This is a genomic window from Micromonospora sp. NPDC003944, assembly GCF_053605225.1.
In genome coordinates this window covers 1-22236 of the sequence record NZ_JBSGIV010000087.1, presented here as the reverse complement: position 1 = coordinate 22236, position 22236 = coordinate 1, and the positions used below count along the sequence as shown (strand labels likewise).

The following is a 22236-nucleotide window of genomic DNA, read 5'->3' as shown; positions in this document are numbered from 1 at the left end:
GTCAAGGTATGACGACCGAGTCGGTGCCGGCCGGTTTGTGGTCGGCGGATGACGTTGAGGAACTGACCGGGATCCTGGCGGCCCGCCGTTCCCGGACGACCCGCCCCACGCCTCTGTGCTGTCCCCGGCTAGCCGGTGACGGTGAACGGTCGGGACACCGCCGTCGCCGACGTGGCGCCCTTCAGCGTGACGCTCGTCGCGCCCGCCTTCGCCGCCCCCGGAACGCTCACCGACGCGCCGGCGATGACGCCGTCACCGTTCGCGCGCACGGTGCTGACCGCGAACCCGGACCCGACGGCGATCGTGACCGCCTCGTTCGGGGCGAACCCGGAACCGTCGACCGTGATCGACGTGCCGCGCGGCCCCGAGGTGGTCAACAGCGCCACCCGGGGCTGGTAGGTCCGCGCCTCCGACTCCCCGGTCACCTGGACAGTGGCCGTGGCCGGCGTACGCGTCGACGCGCCCGTCGCGGTGACGGCGTACCGGCCGGGTTGCGCGTCGTCGGAGGTCGGCACCGAGGCGCGAACCGTTCCCGTCGCGGAGGCCGCGACCTTCGTGGTCCGGCCCGGGTCGGTGCCGACGCTGACGGTCACCTGCTCGCCGGCGGCGAAGCCGCTGCCGGCGACGGTGATCGCACCACCGCTGCTGACGGTGCCGGACGTGGACAGCGCGATCGCCGGCTGCGACCCGCCCCGAGCCACGGTCACGGTGAAGGACCCGGTGCTGCTCGACAGCGTGTCCCACGCGGTGACACGCACCGTGTAGGTGCCCTCCCGCAGGTAGGTGTGCTGGCCGCTCATCGCGCCGGACGCGTCGATCGTCACGTCGTTCGGAGCCGTGCCGTCACCCCACTGCACGCGGGCACGGTAGCCCGTCGTACCGGGCACACCGCCGCTCACCGCACCGAGGTTCGCCGCGAGGGCCTGTCCGGCGGTGGCCGTCTGGGCCTTGGGTGCCACGGTCGCCAGCGCCGGGGCGGGCGTGCCGTCGTTGGCCACGGCGAACACGTGGATCCGGCCCGCCGAGCGAGGGTCACCCGTCTGCGTCGGCAGGGTCACCGACACCAGCGTCTTGCCCGCCGGGATCTGGTACGGCGCGGTCGCGAACAGGAACGGCTGGGCGCCGTCGCGGCTGGTGCCCTGCAACCGGTACGCCGTCCGGGCGACGACGATGTTGCCGTAGGACGGGGTGCCGTTGGCGTTGCCGCCAAGCGTCCAGTCGCTCATCTGGATCGGGACGCTCGCCGTGCTGCCGTCGCTGAACGTCGCCGTGCCGGTGGTGCTCTGGTTCCCCTGGGTTCCGGCGCCGATGAACGAGATGCTCGTCGCGTCCTGCGGCAGGTCGAGGACGACAGTCGCCCCGTTGCCTGTGGCGTTGTCCGGCTGCCCGGCCGGGACGACCGGCAGGGTGAACCGCAGCGCCGTTCCGGGAACCTGCTGCGACTGGCCCTGGGTCACCCCGCCCGCCGCCAGCGCGGCCCGCGAGTACGCCCACGACTTGGCGTCACAGTCTGCCGCGAGGGCCCCTTCGTCCCCGACGCAGACGGTGTCGAACGCGGCGCTGAGACCGGACGCCGGGGCGTACGCCACCTCGACGCCGACCGTCGCGGAGCTCTGGCTCTCGCCGTCGGTCACCGTGACGTTGGCCTGGTGGTAGCCCGGCGTGGCGTAGGTGTGCGACCCACCGATGCGGTAGACGGCCCGCGAGCTGAGCGTCACGGTGCCCTCGGTGGCCGGTGTGCCGTCACCCCAGTCGATCGTGGCCCGGTAGCCGTCGGCGTTGCCGCCGGTGACGGTGGCCAGCGGCACCGAGACGGGTACGCCGGTGGTCGCGTGCACGCCGTCGGCGGCGGTGACCGTGATGTCGCCGCCCCCGAGGTCGAGGTCTCCCCCGGCGAGCAGCTCGACCTCGGCGAGGCTGGTCCGCTCGGCGCCGACGGTCTTGGTGACGGCGAGACGGAACTGCGCGAACCGTCCCGGCTTGTCGATCGAGTACGGGCGGGTCTGGTTGCGCCACGGGAAGACCTGGCTGGTGCGGGAGTCCACGGTGGTCCAGGTGAGACCGTCGTTGGAGCCCTGCAGGCGCCAGTCCGCCGGATCACCCGCACCGGCACCGGAGGTGACCGTGTAGTACTTCGGCTTCTGTTTGCCGCCGCGGAAGGCCCAGGTGATCTGCGGAGTCGCCGAGGTGAAGGTCAGCTGCGTGGTCGACGAGTCGTCGAACAGTTTCGACGCGTCCTGGCCGCCGGTGGCGGTCGCGGTGCCGAGGCCCGGGCCGGTGACGTCCTGCAACGGCTTCGGCGTCTCGTCGCCCTTGGTGAGCGACGGCGGGGCGTCGTTCCTGCCGCTGCCCCACGACGACGGCGTGGAGCCCATCTGGAAGTCGATGGTGCCGCCCTTGGCGAGCGCCGCAACATCCAGGGACAGGCCGCGCTGCTTCTTGCCGTTGACCCGCACGTCCTGCACGTAGACGTTCGCCGTGCTGTTGTTCGGCGCGTTGACGACGATGTCGCCGGTGCTGCGGCGCACGGTCATCCTGGTGAACTGCGGCGAGCCGATCGCCCACTCCGACGACCCGGCCTGCAACGGGTAGATGCCCAGCGAGCTGAGGATGTACCAGGACGACATCTCGCCGTTGTCCTCGTCGCCCAGGTAACCCTGGCCGATCTCACTGCCGACGTAGAGGCGCCGCAGGATCTCCCGCACCGTCTCCTGGGTCCTGGCCGGTGCGCCCGCGACGTTGTACATGTACGGGATGTGGTGCGACGGCTGGTTGCTCATGCCGAGCTGACCCATCCGCACCGCGCGCGCTTCGAGCATCTCGTGGATGATCCCGCCGTACCCACCGGGGCGGTCGGCGTTCTCCGGGGTGGTGAAGAAGGCGTCGAGCTTGTCCCGCAGCGCCTTCTGCCCGCCGTACAGGTTGGCGAGGCCCCGGCCGTCCTGCTGGGCGGTGAAGGCGAAGTTCCACCCGTTGGTCTCGGTGTAGACGCCTCCCCAGTCCAGCGGGTCACCGGAGAGGAAGGTGCCGGCGGCGTCGCGGCCCTGGAAGAGCTTCGTCTTCGGGTCGAAGAGGTGGACGTAGTTGCGGGCCCGCTCCAGGAAGTAGCGCGACTCCTCGGTGAGCCGGGCGCGCTCGGACTTCGGCGTGGCCGGGTCCTTGGCCAGCGCCGCACCCATGTTGCCGATGCCGAAGTCGTTGATGTAGCCCTCCAGCGCCCAGGACACCGACTCCCCCGTGGACGTCGGCGTGTAGCCGAGGAACAGGGAGGTCTCGATGCCCTTGCGACCGACCGCGCTGCGCCCGGACGCGACGGTCGCGTCCTTGACGGCGGCGTCGTACGCCGCGAGCGGGTCGGGCAGCTTGACCCCGGTGAGGTACGCCTGGGCCAGCGCCACGTTCGCGCTGGTGCCGGTCATCAGGTCGGCGTAGCCGGGGGACGACCAGCGGGCGATCCAGCCGCCGTCGCGGTAGTGCTGGACGAACCCGTCGGAGATCTTCGCGGCGATGTCCGGGTACAGCAGCGCGTAGGCGGGCCACACGGTGCGGTAGGTGTCCCAGAACCCGTTGTTGACGTAGATCTGCCCGTCGACGATCTTCGCGCCGGTCTGGGTGGCTGTCGACGCGCCGGTCGGCGCCGAGACCGGGCTCGCGTACTGCCAGCGCGGCGCGGCGGCGGTGCCGGTGTTCTCCGACTGCGAGTTCGGGTAGAGGTTCAGCCGGTACAGGTTCGAGTACATGGTGACGAGCTGCGCCTCGGTGGCGCCCCGCACCTCGACCCGGCCGAGCCGGTCCTTCCACGCGGCCGTCGCGGCCGCGTGGATCTGGTCGAAGCTCCGGCCGGTGACCTCCAGGTCGAGGTTGCGGCGGGCCTGGTCGACGGAGAGGAACGACGTCGCGAGGCGCATCGTCACCTCCCGTGAGGCGGAGATGTCGAAGGTGGCCGAGGTCGCGGCGGACGCCGTCGGTGCCCGGTCGAAGGCGCCGGAGACGAACATCCGGCTACGACCGGCCGACAGGCCGCTTCCGTTGTCGACCCAGCCAGTGAACGTGCCGTCCGTGCCGATGGTGAACGTGCCGTTGTGGAAGACGAGGCTTCCGGTCGGCTGCCCGGTGGGGAAGGTGAACCGCATGACCCCGGCGTGGTCGGTGGGCGACACCTCCGCGACCAGGCCGTTCTGGAGCGTGACCCGGTAGAGGTCCGGTCGTGCCGTCTCGTCGTCGTGCCGGAAGGCGAGCGCACGGCTGGCGGGCTGGCCGGTGAGCGGCCCTCCGCCGACGACCGGCATGACCGACATCTGGTTGCGGTCACCCATCCAGGGGCTCGGCTCGTGGGAGATCGCGAGGCCCTGGAGCATCGGCAGGTTGGCCGCGTTGTTGACCCGGTGGTACTCGTACTCCCACGAGTTGGAGGTCGCGTCGGTCACCGGCGTGAAGAAGTTGAACCCGTTCGGTACGGCGGTGATCGGCAGGTTGTTGCCGCGCGAGAAGCCGCTCGTCGAGTTGGTGCCCCGTCGGGTGTCGACGTAGTTGGTGAGCGTCGAGCCGTCGATCGAGGCCGGCGTGGCCGTCAGCTCGATGTCGTCGAGCCACCCCTGGAACCGGGTCTCCCCGGTGGCCTGCGGGTTGTCGTACGCGAGCAGGACGCGGTCGATCGTCTTGCCGCGCGCGACGGTGCCGAGGTCGGCCTGCACCAGGTTCCACTGGTCGGCGAAGAGCACCTTCGAGGCGCCCTGGCCGGCGCCGGTGAGCGGGTAGCCGTGCTGGTCGGCGGGCGACCGCCCACTCAGGTAGCTGCCGTCGGTGAAGCGCAGGTCGACGGCGGCGTAGGTGGACGGGTACCGGCCGTCCCCGTTGGTGAACTCGGGGAAGATCTTGTACGACAGGCGGGTCTTCGGCCCGACCGGGATGCTGACGTCGAAGAGCTTGTTCGTCGCGTACGACCGGCCGTTGCCCTCGGCGCCGCCGGAGTAGCGCAGCGCGGCCAGCCCGGTGAACCCGACGTCCGGCTTCGTGGTGTAGCCGCCGTTCGGGCCGGCGGTCGCCACGCTGACCATGGGGGTGGCCGGTGGGCGCACGTCCGAGCCGTCGCTGATGTTCCAGTCGGCGAGCTGCACGAGCGAGTCACCGGAGTTCGCGGTGACGTTCAGCCGGTAGAAGCCGTAGGCGTTCGTGTTGGTGAAGGTGTAGGTCTTGGTGGCGAAGCGCCCGCTGAACGTCTCCCCGGCGCGCTTGTCCAGGTCGGTCCAGGTGGTGCCGTCGTTGGAGCCCTGGACGACGAAGTCCTTCGGGTCGCGGGTCGGCGCGTCGTTGGCCGCGGTGAGCGAGTAGCGCCGCACCGTCGCCGGCTCGGCGAGCTGGTAGGTCACCCAGCCGGTGGACGCGAACACGAGCCACTTCGTCGACGGGTCGTCGTCGGCGAGGTTCGCGGCGACCTCGCGCGGCTTGTTCTCGTCGCTCGCGGTCACGGCGCTGACCTGGCCGAGCAGGCTGCCCGGCAGGGTGGCGACCTTGCCGCTCAGGTTGGCCTGGACCGGCTTGCCGTTCGCGCCGATCTCCACGGTGCTGGTGGCGGGCTGCGGGTCGGCGGCCTCGAACGAGGAGGTGAAGTTGCCGGGGGTTGTGGGGGTGGGGGCGGCGTTCGCCAGGGGCGCGGCGACGAGCAGGCCCAGCGGTAGCAGGGCGGCTGTCGTCGCCGCTACCAGGCGGCGCGACCGGGGACGCGCAAGGGGGATGTGCGACATGGGGGACGGAGCCTTTCGACTCGAACCGGGTCGAGTACGTCGAACGTCTGGGCAGAGTGGAGCGGTGGTGGGCGAGGCCCTGACATCGTTGTCATACGAGATGACGAGCAACGCGCGTCGGGGCGGTGGACTGTCGCTGATAGTTCCGGGCGCACCACTGCCGTGTCAACGGGTTGGTCACGTCGGAGCGGCCGTCGCCCCATCCGGGACCCGGCGACCTGGCACCGGGCCTCGACGCCGTCCGACGACGTACGCCGAGGCCCGGCCACGGATCAGCAGTAGAGGTTGGCTCCGGCGGACACACCGAGGATGCCGACGAACTGCTGGTACCGGGTGACGCGACTCTGCACCTGGGCGGGGTTTCCGCCGTTGCACTCGATCGAGCCGTTGATGCTGCGGATGGTCTGACCGAACCCGGCGCCGTTGACCATCGCGTTGTGGGCGGTCATGGTGCCCGGCCCGTTCTGGGTCATCCAGTACCAGATACCGGTCTTCCAGGCCACCGCGGCGTCGGTCTGCACCAGCCACGGGTTGGTCAGCAGCGGCAGGTTGAGCGCGTTACCCGCGGCGTTGTAGTTGAAGTTCCAGCTGAGCTGGATCGGCCCCCGCCCGTAGTAGGCGGCCTGCCCGGCGGGACACCCGTAGGACTGGCCGGGGTCGCAGTAGTGCGGGTAGTTGGCGGTGTTCTGCTCGACGATGTGCACCAGCCCGCCGGTCTCGTGGTAGACGTTCGCCAGGAAGGCCGCGGCCTCCTGCCGCTGCACGGTGGAACTGCCGGTGCGGGCGAACGCCGGGTAGGCGCTGAGCGCGGCGACGAGTCCCGAGTACGTGTAGAAGGAGTTGCGCCCCGGGAACATCTGGTTGAACTGGGCCTCGGTGACCACGAAGCCGCCCGGGTTGGTGGGCGGGTTGGTGGGTGGTTGGCTGCCGCAGGTGTACGGCTCCCAGTACCAGGTGCTGACGACGGGGTCGTACCCCGGATTGTCGTGCTCGGCGATGTAGTAGAGACCGTTGGTGTACCGCACGATCGCCCCGGTGACGTACCAGGTCCCGGCGGTCCAGTTCGGGTGGTTGCAGGTCCCCCCGGTGGGTGGCGTGGTGCCTCCCCCGCACGCGCCGAGGTCCTCCCAGACGCCGGTCGTGCCCGGCGGCGCCTCGTTCTGGGTCCACCACTTCGCCCGGTAGTTGCGGCCGTTGTGGGAGACCTGGGCGTCTCCCCAGTAGACGGCCGACGCCTGCCACGATGCGGAGCAGGCCGCTGCCGACGCGGCGGTGGCCGGGATGACCGCCACCAGTCCACCGGCGACGATCAGTGCCACCAGCGCGACAAGCGCGCGCAGTCTCGTCATGTGATCACTCCTTCCTAGGGCTCACGTGCCGAAATCCGCTCCGGATATCGACCGAGATGACTGTAACATCTTCTGTTCACAACCTTTACTAATTCGTCGACCTCTGGCGGGGGCGAACTCCGCGATCGACCGTCGATACTTCCGATGAATTTCCGGATCATGTCGACCAGCAAGTCGGCGGCCGACGTGAAGGGGCACCCTGGCGGATCGCCTTTGACGACGTCCCTACTGGCCAGACCCGGTACCCGTCCCTGAGGTAGCCGTACGGTGTTCCGGAGTGATTCCGGAACTTGTTGACGTGTTCGAATTCTCGCTGTAATACTCCGATCCACTGAGGTCTATGCGACGGCTCGCCGCGACCGACCACCACCAGACCTGTCCGGACTGCGCTGTCCGCCGTCCGGGCCTGCCAGAAGGGGCACCAGATGAGCAGGCTCTTCCCCCGCACGGCCCTGTGGTCGAGGCGGTTGCGCGCGGCGCTCGCCGTCCTCGCCACCGCCGTCGCCATGTGCGGCGTCGTCCTCGCGGCCACCTCGACCCCGTCGAGTGCCGCCACCTGCAACGGCTACGTCGGGCTCACCTTCGACGACGGTCCGACCGGCAGCACCAGCGCTCTGCTCAACGTGCTGCGCACCAACGGCGTGCGGGCCACGATGTTCAACGTCGGGCAGAACGTCCAGAACAACAGGTCGGCCGCGCAGGCCCAGGTGGCCGCCGGCATGTGGGTCGCCAACCACAGCTGGAACCACGCCCACATGACCTCGATGAGCCAGTCGCAGATGCAGGCGGACCTCTCCCAGACCAGCTCGGCGATCCAGTCGGCGACCGGCAGCCGCCCGACGCTGTTCCGGCCGCCCTACGGCGAGACCAACTCCACCCTGCAGTCGGTCGCGTCGTCACTCGGCATGCGCCAGGTGATCTGGGACGTCGACTCCCAGGACTGGAACGGCGCCAGCGTCAGCCAGATCGTGGCCAACGCGAGCCGACTCCAGGCCGGGCAGGTCATCCTCATGCACGACGGGATCCAGAACACCCGCGACGCGATCCCCCAGATCATGGCCAACCTGACCAGCCGCAACCTGTGCCCCGGCATGATCTCGGCGTCCACCGGCCGCGCGGTCGCGCCGGACGGCACCACGCCGCCGACCACCACGCCGCCGACCAGCCCGCCGCCCTCCGGCGGCTCCTGCACCGCGACCGCCACGACCCCGAACGTCTGGGGCGACAGGTACAACACGTCGGTGACGGTCAGCGGCGCCAGCACGTGGACGGTGGTCGTGGCCATCACCTCGCCGCAGCGGGTCTCCACCATCTGGAACGGCACCGCCACCTGGGACAGCAGCGGGACAGTCATGACCATGCGGTCCAACGGCAGCGGCAACACCTTCGGCTTCACCACGATGACCAACGGCAACAGCAGCGCCCGCCCACAGATCCGGTCCTGCACCTCGGGCTGATATCGCCGGGCTCGTGATCGTGCGCGGTGGGTGCGCCCGGCACCCACCGCGCACCCGGCGACCCGCCGCGCGGTCGCACTGCCACTAGCCTGCACGGATGCGACACACCCTCACACCCGGCGACGACACTCTGCACGGCCACTTCTCCCCCGACCTCCCGCCCGTGCTGACCATCGACCCCGGCGACACCGTCACCTCTCGCACCCTGGACTGCTGGTGGTCCGCCGGCCCGTACCCCGGCGGAGCGAACCGGAACCGGCCCCGGGTCGCGCAGCACCGGCCCGAGCACGGACACGCGTTGATCGGTCCGATCGCGGTCCGCGGTGCGCGCGCTGGTCAGACCCTCGCGGTCCGCATCGACGCGGTCGTCCCGGGCAGTTGGGGGACCACGGTTGCCGGCGGCTGGCCGAGCGGGTTCAACAAGCACTACGGCGTGCAGGACCACCAGGTGGTGCACGCCTGGGCGCTGGACCCGGCGACGATGACCGGTCGCAACCAGCACGGCCACACGGTTCCGCTGCGGCCCTTCATGGGAGTGCTCGGCATGCCGCCCGCGGAGCCGGGGCTGCACTCGACGACCCCACCGCGCCCCTGGGGCGGCAATCTGGACTGCCGGGACCTCACCGCCGGCAGTACCCTCCTGCTGCCGATCCCGGTGGACGGCGCGCTGTTCTCCGTCGGGGACGGGCACGCCGCACAGGGTGACGGCGAGGTCGGCGGCACCGCGATCGAGTGTCCGATGGACGAGGTGACGTTGACCTTCGACGTACGCGACGACTTCCCGGTCACCGGCCCGGTGGCCCGCACCCCCGACGCGTGGCTGACCCTGGGCGTCGGTGCCTCCCTTGACGACGCCACGTTCGCCGCCCTGGACGCGATGCTGACCCTGATGCAGCGGCTGCACGGCCTCAGCCGTCCGGACGCGGCGGCGCTGGCCAGCATCGCGGTCGACGTGCGGGTGACGCAGATCGTCAACCAGAGCGTCGGCGCGCACGCGGTGCTCCGCGACGACGCGCTGCGCTGGCCGGACGCCGGTTCTGTCGGAGGTCGCCGTTAACGTGTGGTCACTGTCGCCGCGCCGGCCGGATCGCGCCGCCCGCTGACCCTCGGAGGCCCCCCATGTCCCAGGAGACGACCTACCTCGAACTGTCCGAAGTGGACGGTGCGCACAAGTTCTACGAGGTCCTCGTCGACGACGCCACACTGACGGTGCGCTACGGCCGGATCGGCGACCAGGGGCAGGTCAAGGCAACCGCCTATCCGGACAACGCCCGGGCCCGGGCCGCCGCGGCGAAGAAGATCGGCGAGAAGGTCCGCAAGGGCTACGCGCCGGCGGTCCCCGGCGTCCGCCAGAAGCGCACCGTGTCGCGGCGGCAGATCGTCAGCACCCGCTCCACCGCCCGCACCGCCCCGGTGCTCTGGCGCTACGACTCCGGTGCCCCCGCCTTCGGCATCTTCGTTGACGGGCAGCACTGCATGGTCGGCAACGAGCACGGCGTCATCACCACACTCGACCACGACGCCCGGGTGCGCAGCCAGGTTCGCCTCCCCGACGGGGTCAAGTGCATCGTCGCCGACGACGCCTGGGTCTACGCCGGCTGCGACGACGGCAACGTCTACGACCTGTCCGGCAAGGTGCCCCGGGTGGCGTACGCGATCGCCCCGGAGATCGACATCTACTGGCTCGACATCCATGACGGCGTGCTCGGCGTCTCCGACGCCGACGGCGGGATCACCGCCGTCGACCACGAGGACGAGTTCCTGTGGCGGCGCCCGGGGCGCGGGCGGTCGGCCTGGATGGTGCGCTGCGACGACGATGCCATCTACCACGGCCACTCGCAGGGCGTGACCGGCTACGAGTGGCGCACCGGCGGCGAGTTGTGGCACACCACCACCGGTTCGGTGCTCTTCGGCTGGCAGGAGCACGGCAGTGTGTTCGCCGGGACGGGCACCCGCGAGGTGGTCCGGCTGTCCAAGTCGGGTGGCCTCGAGCGCACCTACCGCTGCGACGCCCCGGTCTTCTCCTGTGCCACCGCCGAGGGCGGGCGGTACGTCTTCGCCGGTGACAGCCAGTCCTCGATCTACTGCTTCGACGCGGCGGGCACCCGGCTGTGGAAGCTCGGCACCGGCTGTGGGTCGGCGTACTCCATGCAGTACCACGACGACCGGCTCTACGTCGTCACCACCGGCGGTCACCTCGCCTGCATCGACGCGAGCGAGCCGGCGATCCGCGCGGCGCAGGCCGGCGACGTCCCCGAGGTCCGCGACATCAAGGCACCGCGCCAGGCGCCCCGGCCGGTGGAGCCGACGCTCGTCGAGGTGACGAGCGACGCCGTCGGTGGAGTCGTGGTGCAGTGCCTCGACGACCGGGGGCGGCTGCGGGTGCAGGTGCTCTCCGACGGGTACCGGCACGACTGGTCCGTGCAGTTTCCCAAGGGGATCCGCGAGCCCGGTGCCCGCTACCTGGTGACCGAGGTGCGCGAGTCCAGCCGCGGTGGTTACTACCGCGCGTACGGCGACATCCGCCGGCTGCGCTGAGCGGGGGCGCACCAGCCTGCGTCACCGAGAGGTCCCCGGTCGCGCTCGCCGGTGCCGTAGGGTGCCGGCATGGCGCACCCCGCCCGGGCCGACGGCGACGCCGACCGGGCCTGGTGGGTTGCCCCGCCGACGCGGCGAGTGAGTCACCTGCCGGGCGTCGACCCGGAGCTGCTGCGGGTGGCGTTCGACCCGTTGCCACCGGCGGCACCCGCGGTCGTGCACTACCGGCCGCCCACTGTGGTCGGTCCTCTCGGTGAGCTCGTGGATGCCCTGCTCGACCAACTGGACGCCGCGGCCCTCGCGATGTTTCCCCGCTGGCTGACGGGTGCCGACCGGTTCGACGGCGAGGGCACCCTCGGCATGGCCGCGGTGCGCGCCCTCGCGGCCCGTACCGCCGCCCAATCCCGGCACTTCGGCCCGTTCCTGGTCGACCTCGCCGAGCGTGGGCTGCGCGGTCCGCGCCACCGCACCGGCCGGTCCCGCTTCGCCCCGGGCGTACGCGCCGTCGGGCTCGCCCGGGTGATCGCCGAGGCGTACGACCGGGAGAGCTGTCTACTCGTGGTGGCCCTGCCCGACCTGGCTGCGGACGCCGAACGGACGCTTGTGGCCGCCGCCGAGTGGCTCGTGCGACACGGTGGCTTCACGGTGTGGTTGGTCGGTGGGCCCCTGCGCCACGCCGACCGGGTACGGTCGGTGCCGATCGAGCTGCCGCCGCGATTCGCCGGGCTGGCCGACGCGGTCGACGGGGTGCCGCCGAGCGCCGCGCGGCAGTCGACGGTGTGGGCCTGGCCGCCGATCGCGGGCGTGCCACGCGGTGACAGCGCCGCCGAGCAGGCGTTGGAACGCGCGCTCCGACCGCACGACTGGGCACGGGGCCGGCGGTGGAACCAGACCTACGAGTGGCAACTCCTGGGCGAGGCATACCGACTGGATCTGTTTTGGCCCACGGAGGGTCTTGCGGTCGAGGTGGACGGCCCGGAGCATCGTGGGCGAATCGCTTTCGCCAACGATCGGCGGAGAGACGTGCAGCTGCAACTCCTCGGGCTGGACGTGCTCCGCTTCACCAACGAGCAGGTGCTCACCGACGCGCCGGCGGTGGTCGACGGAATCCGTCGGCTGCTGGCCCGGCGACGCACGGGCGGCACGCACCCCCACGGAGATGAGACATCATGACGAGCCCGGCGGACGTCCCGCACCTGACACCGAACCAGATCAACGCCCTCGTGGTGCTGATGGTCGAGGCGCGTCGAGTCACCAACGTCGAGCTGAAGGAGCTGGCCGGTTTCACGCTCACCGGCAAGGACAACGCGAAGCTCGTCGACCTGGGTCTGGTGGACACCGATCGGACGCACCGGCCGTTCGCCCACGAGCTGACCGACGAGGGCTGGCGGGTGGCCCGGCAGCTGCACACCGCCCCGCCGCCGAAGCAGGGCGGCTCGACCACGCGGTCATTGTTCGTCGTCCTGTCCAACCTGCACCGTTCGCTGGACCGGCTCCGGGTCAGCCACGGCGACTTCTTCAAGCGGACCGGGGCAGCGGTGGCGGCCAGCGAGCCTCCGCGCGCAGCACCGGCACCGGTGACACCTGCGTCCGCGGCGGAGGTCGAGGCGCTCGTTCGTTCGACGTACCGGGACCTGGCCACCGCGCCGGGCGCCTGGGTCGGCCTCGCCGACGTCCGGGACCGGCTCGCCGACACCGACCGGGCCGCCCTGGACGCGGCGCTGCGGACGATGGTCGGTCAGGAGGACGTCCGCATCATCCCGGTGGCGAACACCAAGTCACTGACCGCCCGGGACCGGGCCGCGGCCGTCCGCATCGGGAATGAGGACAACCACGCCCTGGCGATCGGCCCGGCGTGATCTCCGAGGACCAGCGAAGCGCGCTGGAGGCGGTGAGTTTCAACCCGGCGGTCACCCCGGACGACGTCTGGCGACCGAGCCGGCACGACGTACCGGAGCTGCACGAGAAGGTGGCCGCGGAGATCCTGCGCGGCGTGGCGCGGGCCCGCACCGACGACACGAGCATGCCGCTGGGCGTGGCCATGCAGGGCCGCGCGGGGGCCGGCAAGACGCACCTGCTCGGCGCGGTCCGCGAACGGATCCAGCGCGAGGGCGGCTACTTCTTCCTTGTCGACATGGTCAGTGGCAAGACGTTCTGGGAGAGCGTGGCACTGGCTCTGGTGGAGGGGATGGGCCGGCCCCACGTCGGCTGGGGCACGCAGCTGAAGACCTTCCTGCGTCGACTCACCCCCCAGCTCGGCCTGCCGGTGGAGGTCCGCGACGCGGTCGCCGGGGCCCGACCGGTGACCCGGGAGCACCTCGACGCGTTCATCTGGGCGCTGCGCGAACGCGATCGGGAGGTCGGGCGGGACGCCCAGGACACCGCCCGGGCGCTCGTCCTGCACGGTGCCATCGACTTCGAGGCACAGGACGTCGGTTACGCCCACCTGATCTCCGAGCCGGGTGACCCGGCCGCGCGGGCGGCCTGGGGGTTGAGCCCCGCCACCCGAACTCCGCAACAGGTCGTGCAGGACGTCTCCCGGTTGATGGCGCTGACCCTGGACCCCACGGTGATCGCCGTGGACCAGCTCGACACGCTGTTCGCCCAGACCAGCACCTCACTGCTCAACCAGCATCAGGGGTTGGAGGACGGTCAGGCCAGAATGCTCGGCCCGATCGCCGACGGCCTGCTCAAGCTCCGCGACATCACCCGCCGCACCCTGGTCGTGGTCTCCTGCCTGCCGGACACCTGGGTGCTGATGACCCGCGCCGCGCCCACCCCGGTCGCCGACCGCTTCCGGACGTCGACCCTGCCGGACCGGATCCCCACCCCGGAGATCGGGCAGGCGATCGTGGCGAAGCGCCTCGCCACCGCGTACACGGGTATGTACTTCGGACCGCCGCACCCCACCTGGCCGATCGCCCCGGCGGCCTTCGCCGACGCTCCCGCCCTGACGCCCCGCGCCCTGCTCCGCCGGGTGGACCGGCACATCGCGTGGTGCCGTGACCGCGACGAGGTGGTCGAGCTGGAGCGGCTCATCGACGGCGCCGACTCCACTCCGACTGTCGACACCGTCCGCGCCGCCAGCGCCGAGCCGACGACGGACGAGCGCCGCCTGCACGAGTTGGACACCCGCTTCACCGACCTGGTCGAGGCCGCGGACGTGTCGGCAGCCCTCGACCCGGCGGGCGAGGACGAGCACCTGCCGCCGCTGCTCGCCGCCGGCCTGGCCGCCTGGATCGCCGAGCAGGCGCCGACCGGCGCCACCTACAAGTACGATCCGCCGCCCGGGCGCAAGCCCGCGTTGCACGGGCGGCTCATCGAGGTGCTCGACGAGGCCACCGAGAACGAGGCGCACTGGTGCTTCCGGGCCATCGCACACCCGAACGCCGTCGCCGTCACCGCCCGGGTCAAGGCCGCCTGCACCATGGCCGGGCTGGACCGGGACCTGCCACAACGGCGACTGATCCTGCTGCGCAACCGCCCGTGGCCGACCGGGAAGCGTACGACCGAGGTGTTGGCCGGCTTCGACGCGGCCGGCGGGCTGCGGTGCGCCGTGCCGGAGGCGGACCTGCGGGTCTTCGCGGCGCTGCGGATGATGGCGACCGAGCCGTCCACGGCCCTGCAGGAGTGGCTGGTGGCCCGTCGTCCGGCCAGCGGGACCGAGCTGTTCCGCGCGGTCCTGCCCGGGCCCGACGGGACGCGGGGCGGTGCGTCGCCGCCCGACGACGGCGAGCCACCGTCGGGTGGCTCCGCGTCCGACCCCACGACCGTGCCGGTCACCGCCGTCGCCGAGGGCGCGTCGAGCGGCGCGGCAGCCGGGGCCGTCTCCGCCGAGCCGGCCGGGCAACCAGTCGACGCCGGCGGTCGGGCGGTCGGGTTGGGGTGCACGGTCGACGGCGGTGACCCGTTCACGGTGCCGTTGGAGTCGCTGCGCCGCCACGCCGTCGTGTTCGCCGGGTCCGGCTCGGGCAAGACCGTGCTCATCCGCCGACTGATCGAGGAGTGCGCCCGCGAGGGGGTCTCCGCGATCGTGCTCGACCCCAACAACGACCTCGCCCGGCTCGGCGACGCGTGGCCCGAGCCGCCGAGCGGTTGGGGCCCCGGCGACGCCGAACGAGCCGCCGACTATCTCGCACACACCGAGGTGGTGGTGTGGACGCCGCGGGTCACCGCCGGTCGGCCGCTGAGCTTCCAGCCGCTGCCCGACTTCACCTCCCTGCGCGACTGGCCCGACGAGTTCGACCAGGCCGTCCGGTCCGCCGTGGAGGCGCTCGCGCCCCGGGCCAGTGTCGACAGGTCGAGCAGGCTGGCCCAGCAGGGCAAGGCCGTCCTCACCGAGGCCCTCCAGGCGTACGCGCGCAGTGGGATGGTGGGCCTGCCCGGCTTCACCGAGTTCCTCGCCGACCTGCCCGACGGCGTCAGCCGGCTGGCCCGCGCCGGCAAGCTCGCCGAGGAGCTGGCCGAGGCGCTCAAGGCGGCGATGGTCACCGATCCGCTCTTCGGCGGGGTCGGCGCGCCGGCCGACCCGGGGCTGCTGCTGACGCCGTCGCCGGGGCGGCGGGCCCGGGTGTCGGTGGTCAGCTTCGTCGGTCTCACCTCGGACCAGGAGAAGCAGAGCTTCGTCAACCAGTTGCAGATGGCGCTGTTCGCGTGGATCAAGCGGCACCCGGCCGGTGACCGCCCGTTGGGTGGGCTGTTCGTGATGGACGAGGCGCAGACGCTCGCGCCGTCGACCGGCACCACGGCCTGCACGGCCAGCTCGATCGCGTTGGCCTCGCAGGCCCGCAAGTACGGGCTCGGGCTGGTCTTCGCCACCCAGGCGCCGAAGGGTCTGCACAACCAGATCTCCGGCAACGCGACGATGCAGTTCTTCGGGCTGCTCAACGCGCCGGCGCAGATCGACGCGGCCCGGCAGCTCGCCGAGGCCAAGGGCGGGCGGCTGCCGGACATCGGCCTGCTCAACAGCGGTGAGTTCTACGCCGCCGGGGAGGGGTTCTCGTTCGTCAAGGTCCGCACCCCGCTGTGCCTGACCCACCACCCGAAGGCGCCGTTGACCCCCGAGGAGGTCGTCGCCCGCGCCCGCCCGGCTGGGTAGCCTGAGGCCATGATCTTCATTACCGCCAAGTTCCGGGTCCTGCCCGAGCACGCCGACCGGTGGCCGCAGATCGCCGCCGAGTTCACCGAGGCGACCCGGGCGGAGCCGGGCTGCCTCTGGTTCGACTGGTCTCGCAGCGTGGACGACCCGGCCGAGTATGTGCTGGTCGAGGCGTTCCGCGACGACCAGGCCGGCGCGGCCCACGTCCAGTCCGACCACTTCCGCGCGGCCCAGGAGACCCTGCCGCCGCACCTGGCCGAGACGCCGCGGATCGTGAACGCCAGCGTGCCGCAGGACGACTGGTCGCTGCTCGGCGAGATGGCCGTCCCCGAGGGCCGCTGACCGCGCTCGCGCCGCCCGCCGTCAGCGCAGCCGGCGGGCGGTGAACCGGGCCGGCGGGTCGGCGATCACGTCCTGCGCCGCGATGAGCTGGATCTCCCGGGTGCCCGCCGCGAGGGTCGCCTCGAGGACGGCGTAGACGGAGGCGATGGTGCGTTCCAGCGCGGTCGCGGGTGACCCGGTCGTCGACAGGTGCGCGAGGTACAGCGCCGCGGTGACGTCGCCCCCACCGTTCGGGTTGATCGGCAGCAATGGTGTGATCACCGCCCAGGCGCCCTCGTCGGAGACCGCCACCACCTCCAGCGAGTCCGGCGGCAGGTCGCCGTGGAGCACGCTCGTCACCAGGACGTGCCGTGGCCCGGTCGCGCGTACCACGTCGACCGCGTCGAGCACCTCGGCCAGCGAGTTCGTCGTACGGTCGGCGAGGAAGTCCAGCTCGAAGTGGTTCGGCGTGATGATGTCGGCGCGGGGCACCACGGTGTCGCGTAGGTACTCCGGAATGCCCGGCCGGACGAACATGCCCCGACCGGCGTCGCCCATCACCGGGTCGCAGCAGTACACCGCGGCCGGGTTGGCCGCCTTCACGGTCGCCACCGCGTCCAGGATCACCGCACCCACGGCCGGGTCGCCCTGGTAGCCGGAGAGCACCGCGTCGGCGCTGCCGAGCACCCCCCGGTCTCCGATGCCCGCGATCACCTCCGCCACGTCCGCCGCCGGGAGCGTCGGGCCCCGCCACGCGCCGTACCCGGTGTGGTTGGAGAAGTGCACGGTCAGGACCGGCCAGACCTCGTGCCCGAGGCGTTGCAGGGGAAAGGCCGCCGCGGAGTTGCCGACGTGACCGTAGGCGACCGACGACTGGATGGACAGGATCTTCACCGGCCCATCATCGCCGTTGCTGCCGACGCGCCAGGCACGGGCCGCCGAATCTGTCGGGTGGCCCACTCGCCGCCCGCCCCGTTCGGTGCGGCACGAGCGGGCGGCCCGGACCGTGTCGTCCGGGCCGCCCGATCGGTCGTACGGTCAGCCGCCGAGGCTCGCCGCGGCCGAGGCGATCGACGAGGCGAAGTAGCTCACCTGGGTGTAGACACCCGGGTAGTTGGGTCGGGCGCACCCGTTGCCCCAGCTGACGATGCCGACCTGGATCCAGGCGTTGCTGGCGTCGCGGCGGAACATCGGGCCGCCCGAGTCACCCTGGCAGGTGTCCGTGCCGCCGCTGGCGTAGCCGGCGCAGATCTCCTGGGCCGGGATGAGGTCCCCGCCGTAGTTGGCGTTGCAGGTGGAGTCGCTGACGAACGGCACTGTCGCCTTGAGCAGGTACCGCTGCTGGCCGCCGCCCTCCCGCGCGGCCCCCCAACCGGCGACGGTGAAGGTGCCGCTGTCGTACGCGGTCGTGGTGGCGATCGGCAGCGTGCTCAGGCCGGTGACGGGGCTGGCCAACCGGATCAGCGCCCAGTCCCGGCCGGCGCCGTTGTAGCCGGGCGCACGGTAGACGTAGTTGGACCGCACGGTGATCCGGCTGGACGACTGGAGGTCGACCGCCCCGAGCGTCGCGGTGATGCTGGTGTTGGTGCCGGTCGCGCCGACGCAGTGTGCCGCGGTGAGCACCAGCCGGGGGCTGTAGAGCGCCCCGCCGCAGCCCATCGAGAGACGCACCATGAACGGGAACTCGCCCTGAGCGGCGCGGGTGCCACCGACGACGTTCGGCGTGATGGGACTGTCGGCCGCGGCGGCCGGCGCGGTGAGGGTCAGGCTGGCCGCGGTCACCGCGGCCAACGCGGTGGCCAGCAGGCCAGTGAGGGTACGCCAGCGAACCATGCATTCCTCCGCATCAGGGTGGCGCGCCTCGTGAGCGCACCGCAGTCGAGATAGCGGTCATCATATTGAGCACAATGGATCTCAAGGGTCATCCCCTCTGGGTCGTACCACCGGCGTTATGGATCTCGCCCGGCGGGAGGGCGACCGACGGTCAGCCGCCCGGGGTGCCGGTGCTCTCCCGGCGGACGAGCCGGAACGGCGTCTGCACGGTCAGCGGCCCCGCGACCTCCGCGCCCTCGATGCGGGCGACGAGGCGGCGCACCGCGAGACGGCCGATCTCCCTCTTGTCCGGGGCGATCGTGGTGAGGGTCGGGGCACTGAACCGCCCCTCCTCGATGTCGTCGATCCCGACCACCGCGACGTCCTCGGGCACCCGGTGACCGACCTCGGCCAGCGCCCGGAGCGCCCCGATGGCGATCAGGTCGTTGTAACCGAACACCGCGTCCGGAGGGTCACCGAGGGCGAGCAGGTCATGCATGGCCCGCTTGCCGTCGAGTCGACCGAACGCGTCGGTGCCGGCGACCAACCGCTGTCGGTACGGCAGACCGGCGGCCGTCAGGGCCTCCCGGTAACCCCGCACCCGCAGGTGGGCCGAGTGCCGGTCGCCGCCGGGGGTGGCGCCGATGAACGCTATCCGGCGACGGCCGATCGCCACGAGATGCCGGATCGCCGCGTGGCTGGCGGCCACGTTGTCGATGGCGATGTGGTCGTGCGGTACGTCGTAGACGCCCTCACCGATCAGCACGAGTGGGCTGCCGGCGGTCCGGCCTAGCACCTCCGCCCGGCCGACGCGCACCGGGCTGAGGATCAGGCCGTCGATGATGCGCTGCCGGGAGCCGTCGAGGAGTGCCAGCTCCGCCTCCCGGTCGGCGGCGGTGTTCTCCATGACGAGCGTGTAGCCGAGCGCGGCGGCCTCGGCGATGGCGATCTCGGCGAGCTCGGCGAAGTAGGGGTTGGTCAGCTCCGGGACGGCCAGGGCGATCAGGCCGGTACGACCCCGGCGCAGGTGCCGGGCGCCGAGGTTGGGGCTGTAGCCGAGCTCGTCGATCGCCTGCTGCACCCGCTGTCGGGTCCGCTCCCCCACCGGCCGGTAGCCGTTCACCACATTCGAGACCGTGGCCAGCGAGACGCCGGCGCGCTGGGCGATGTCCTTCAGGTTGACGCCCATCCCCAACCTTTCGCGGATTCGTTCGGCGGGTCGACCGGGACATTGACGAACAAGCATTGACGGGACGACCGGTGCGGCTCTATAACGTTAAACAGGTGCTGATGGATGTCAATATCCCACGCACCGTCGTCGGGTGGAAATCCCACCGACATCCGTCACTGACGCCCGTCCACCGTCAATGACCACCCGATGCCCACCACCCACGCGCTTCGGGCCTGACCGCACCCGCCCGCGGCGACTCGCCCCTCGGAGACGGCATGACACGTCACGTCCCCATCCGCCCCGCCCTGCCACTGCTGCTCATCCTCACCCTGGTCGCCGGCATCCTCACCGCGCCCGCCTCGCCGGCGTACGCCGCACCGGCCAAGACGCCACCACTGACCACCCCCTGGACCAGCCAGGCCCTGAACGGCACCCCACTGCCGGAGTACCCGCGACCCCAGATGACGCGGCCGGACTGGCTCAACCTCAACGGCGAGTGGCAGCTACGCCAGTCGACGACCGACGACGCCCCGCAGTTCGGCACCAACCTGCCCGAGCGGGTCAACGTGCCCTTCCCGGTGGAGAGCGCCCTGTCCGGCATCCAGCGGGCCGCCAACGACAACCGCAACTACCTGTTCTACCGACGCACCGTCACCATCCCGGCGACCTGGTCGGGTCGGCGGACCCTGCTGCACTTCGGCGCCGTCGACTGGCAGAGCACCGTCTGGGTCAACGGGGTCCGGGTCGGCGCGCACACCGGCGGCTACGACGCCTTCAGCTTCGACGTGACTCCCCAGCTCACCGCCGGGACGAACGAGATCGTCGTCAAGGTCTGGGACCCCACCGACACCCGACAGAACGGCAGCCTGCCCGCCATCGGCAAGCAGACCAAGACACCCAGCGGAATCTTCTACACGCCCAGCTCCGGCATCTGGCAGACAGTGTGGATGGAGCCGGTGCCCACCGCCTCGATCAGCAGCGTCGACGTCTACCCGAACCTGGGCAACAACACCCTGCGGGTCCGGGTCTTCACCCGGGGCGACGTGAGCGGCCACAGCGTGCTCGCCGAGGCGCTGAACGGCGGCACCGTGGTCGGCTCGGCCACCGGCGGCTTCACCGACTTCAGCGTGCCGGTGCCCAACGCCCGCCGCTGGTCGCCCGACGACCCGTTCCTCTACAACCTCCGGGTGACCCTGCGCAGCGCCGCGGGCGCCACCGTGGACCGGACCACGCACTACTTCGGCATGCGGGAGATCACCACCGGCCTGGTCAACGGTGTGCTCCGCCCCAAGCTCAACGGCCAGTTCGTGTTCCAGGTCGGCACCCTCGACCAGGGCTTCTGGCCGGACGGGCTCTACACCGCGCCGACCGACGCCGCCCTCGCCTTCGACCTGCAGAAGCACAAGGACCTGGGTTTCAACATGGTGCGCAAGCACATCAAGGTCGAGCCGCAGCGCTGGTTCTACCACGCCGACCGGCTCGGCCTGCTCGTCTGGCAGGACATCCCCTCGCTGACCGCGCAGAACGTCGACCCCACCGACGCCCAGCAGGCGCAGTTCGAGGCCGAGGCACGCGAGATCGTCGACGAGCACCGCAGTTCACCGGCGGTGGTCGCGTACACGCCCTACAACGAGGGTTGGGGCGAACGGTCCCTCGCCGACACCCGGCGGGTCGCGCAGAACATCAAGAACCAGGACCCGACCCGCCTGGTCAACCCGCACAGCGGCCACAACTGCTGCCAGTCCCTCGGCGACCCCGGCAACGGCGACATCGACGACTGGCACGTCTACCTCGGACCCGACTCGCCCGTACCGTCGAGCAGCCGGATCGCGGTGCTCGGTGAGTTCGGCGGCCTGGGCCTGCACACGCCGGGCCACGAGTACAGCCCGAACGGCAGCTTCTTCGCGTACGAGTGGCAGTCCAGTTCGAGCGCCCTCACCGACAGGTACGTGGGGCTGGTGCAGGGCACCCAGAACCTGATGATCGGCAAGGGGCTCAGCGCCTCGATCTACACGGAGATCACCGACCTGGAGGGGGAACTCAACGGCTTCCTCACCTACGACCGGCAGGTGATCAAGATGGACCAGTCGCGGGTACGCGCCGCGAACACCGCCCTGGTGAACGCCTCGAAGGCCATCGGCAGTTCCGCACCGGTCGCCCTGCCGGCCAACACCCGCCGGTCGCTACAGGTGACCACGCCCGGCTACACCAACCGCTACCTCCGCCACCAGGACAGCCTGGCCTACACCGAGGTGGTCGACGCCGCGAGTTCCAGCCTGCTCAAGGCCGACGCCACGTACACCGTCCGGCCGGGCCTGGCCGGAAGCGGTTGCTACTCGTTCGAGTCGGTCAACTTCCCCGGGCAGTACCTGCGCCACCAGAACTCCCGGGTCCGCAACTCACCTGACGACGGCTCCGCGCTGCTGCGCGCCGACGCCACCTGGTGCGCCCGTACCGGGTTGACGGGCACCGGCGTCTCGCTGGAGTCGTACAACTTCCGCGGCCGGTACCTGCGGCACTACAACGCGGAGGTCTGGCTCAGCAACGGCGCCGGCGGCGACGCGTACAACACGCCGACGTCGTGGGCCGCCGACAGCACCTGGAACATCGCCGCCCCGTGGGCGCCCTGACCACTGCGCCCTGACCCGGCCGTCCCGACACGGCGAGGCGCGGGGGTTCCGGCATCGCACCCCGGGTGCAGAGCAAAGGCGGCCCTGAGCCGGCCCCGCGACGCCGTCCAGGCGTC

At 71.5% G+C, this 22236-nt stretch carries 13 protein-coding genes; 8 read left to right on the top strand and 5 right to left on the bottom strand.

The features are described 5' to 3' along the window. Nucleotides 1–128: 128 nt before the first annotated feature. Both ACWER9_RS28965 and ACWER9_RS28960 read right to left on the bottom strand, forming a co-directional pair. Nucleotides 129–5744: a GH92 family glycosyl hydrolase gene (locus tag ACWER9_RS28965; protein WP_452304827.1), complete on the bottom strand. Its 5616-nt coding sequence runs from the start codon at nt 5742–5744 to the stop codon at nt 129–131. A gap of 272 nt (nt 5745–6016) precedes the next feature. Continuing rightward, nucleotides 6017–7093: a glycoside hydrolase family 19 protein gene (locus ACWER9_RS28960; RefSeq protein ID WP_452304826.1), complete on the bottom strand. Its 1077-nt coding sequence runs from the start codon at nt 7091–7093 to the stop codon at nt 6017–6019. Nucleotides 7094–7518: 425 nt separating this feature from the next. Here ACWER9_RS28960 and ACWER9_RS28955 point away from each other — a divergent pair, with 425 nt between their 5' ends. From ACWER9_RS28955 to ACWER9_RS28925, 7 genes are all read left to right on the top strand, one after another. Next, nucleotides 7519–8550 carry a polysaccharide deacetylase family protein gene (locus ACWER9_RS28955; RefSeq protein ID WP_452304825.1) on the top strand — a complete coding sequence of 344 codons (1032 nt, stop codon included), beginning with the start codon at nt 7519–7521 and terminating at the stop codon, nt 8548–8550. A gap of 97 nt (nt 8551–8647) precedes the next feature. Further along, entirely contained in the window at nt 8648–9607 is a 960-nt protein-coding gene (locus ACWER9_RS28950) for an acetamidase/formamidase family protein (protein ID WP_452304824.1), read from the top strand. 62 nt (nt 9608–9669) lie between these two features. Next, on the top strand, nt 9670–11088 hold the full coding sequence (locus ACWER9_RS28945; RefSeq protein ID WP_452304823.1) for a WGR domain-containing protein: 1419 nt from the start codon (nt 9670–9672) through the stop codon (nt 11086–11088). A 69-nt stretch (nt 11089–11157) separates the two neighbouring features. Further along, complete coding sequence (locus ACWER9_RS28940; protein ID WP_452304822.1) at nt 11158–12261, top strand: endonuclease domain-containing protein; 1104 nt, start codon at nt 11158–11160, stop codon at nt 12259–12261. Further along, a complete protein-coding gene (locus ACWER9_RS28935) occupies nt 12258–12947 on the top strand; it encodes a hypothetical protein (RefSeq protein WP_452304821.1) in 690 nt (229 codons plus the stop codon). The genes ACWER9_RS28940 and ACWER9_RS28935 overlap by 4 nt, the downstream gene beginning before the upstream one ends. Beyond that, nucleotides 12944–16186: an ATP-binding protein gene (locus ACWER9_RS28930; protein ID WP_452304820.1), complete on the top strand. Its 3243-nt coding sequence runs from the start codon at nt 12944–12946 to the stop codon at nt 16184–16186. Before ACWER9_RS28935 ends, ACWER9_RS28930 begins: the two co-directional genes overlap by 4 nt. A gap of 9 nt (nt 16187–16195) precedes the next feature. Beyond that, nucleotides 16196–16528, top strand: coding sequence for a putative quinol monooxygenase (locus tag ACWER9_RS28925; protein WP_452304819.1), 333 nt, complete (start codon nt 16196–16198; stop codon nt 16526–16528). 21 nt (nt 16529–16549) lie between these two features. Here ACWER9_RS28925 and pdxY read toward each other — a convergent pair whose 3' ends face one another. The 3 genes from pdxY to ACWER9_RS28910 all read right to left on the bottom strand — a co-directional run bounded on the left by pdxY (nt 16550) and on the right by ACWER9_RS28910 (nt 19508). Beyond that, entirely contained in the window at nt 16550–17401 is an 852-nt protein-coding gene (gene pdxY, locus ACWER9_RS28920) for a pyridoxal kinase PdxY (RefSeq protein WP_452304818.1), read from the bottom strand. 144 nt (nt 17402–17545) lie between these two features. Next, on the bottom strand, nt 17546–18340 hold the full coding sequence (locus tag ACWER9_RS28915; RefSeq protein ID WP_452304817.1) for a S1 family peptidase: 795 nt from the start codon (nt 18338–18340) through the stop codon (nt 17546–17548). 151 nt (nt 18341–18491) lie between these two features. Continuing rightward, entirely contained in the window at nt 18492–19508 is a 1017-nt protein-coding gene (locus ACWER9_RS28910) for a LacI family DNA-binding transcriptional regulator (RefSeq protein WP_452304816.1), read from the bottom strand. Between the two features lie 257 nt (nt 19509–19765). Between ACWER9_RS28910 and ACWER9_RS28905 the strand changes: the two genes are divergently transcribed. Next, nucleotides 19766–22120 (top strand): AbfB domain-containing protein, encoded by a 2355-nt coding sequence (locus ACWER9_RS28905; protein WP_452304815.1) that lies wholly within the window; start codon nt 19766–19768, stop codon nt 22118–22120. The last annotated feature ends 116 nt before the right edge of the window (nt 22121–22236 follow it).

Excerpts from the sequence above, each read along its gene's own strand:
- ACWER9_RS28945 (WP_452304823.1), top strand. The coding sequence starts at position 9,670 with ATGTCCCAGGAGACGACCTACCTCGAACTGTCCGAAGTGGACGGTGCG.
- ACWER9_RS28950 (WP_452304824.1), top strand. The coding sequence starts at position 8,648 with ATGCGACACACCCTCACACCCGGCGACGACACTCTGCACGGCCACTTC.
- ACWER9_RS28910 (WP_452304816.1), bottom strand. The coding sequence starts at position 19,508 with ATGGGCGTCAACCTGAAGGACATCGCCCAGCGCGCCGGCGTCTCGCTG.
- ACWER9_RS28925 (WP_452304819.1), top strand. The coding sequence starts at position 16,196 with ATGATCTTCATTACCGCCAAGTTCCGGGTCCTGCCCGAGCACGCCGAC.
- ACWER9_RS28905 (WP_452304815.1), top strand. The coding sequence starts at position 19,766 with ATGACACGTCACGTCCCCATCCGCCCCGCCCTGCCACTGCTGCTCATC.
- ACWER9_RS28965 (WP_452304827.1), bottom strand. The coding sequence starts at position 5,744 with ATGTCGCACATCCCCCTTGCGCGTCCCCGGTCGCGCCGCCTGGTAGCG.
- ACWER9_RS28960 (WP_452304826.1), bottom strand. The coding sequence starts at position 7,093 with ATGACGAGACTGCGCGCGCTTGTCGCGCTGGTGGCACTGATCGTCGCC.
- ACWER9_RS28955 (WP_452304825.1), top strand. The coding sequence starts at position 7,519 with ATGAGCAGGCTCTTCCCCCGCACGGCCCTGTGGTCGAGGCGGTTGCGC.
- ACWER9_RS28915 (WP_452304817.1), bottom strand. The coding sequence starts at position 18,340 with ATGGTTCGCTGGCGTACCCTCACTGGCCTGCTGGCCACCGCGTTGGCC.
- ACWER9_RS28940 (WP_452304822.1), top strand. The coding sequence starts at position 11,158 with ATGGCGCACCCCGCCCGGGCCGACGGCGACGCCGACCGGGCCTGGTGG.
- ACWER9_RS28935 (WP_452304821.1), top strand. The coding sequence starts at position 12,258 with ATGACGAGCCCGGCGGACGTCCCGCACCTGACACCGAACCAGATCAAC.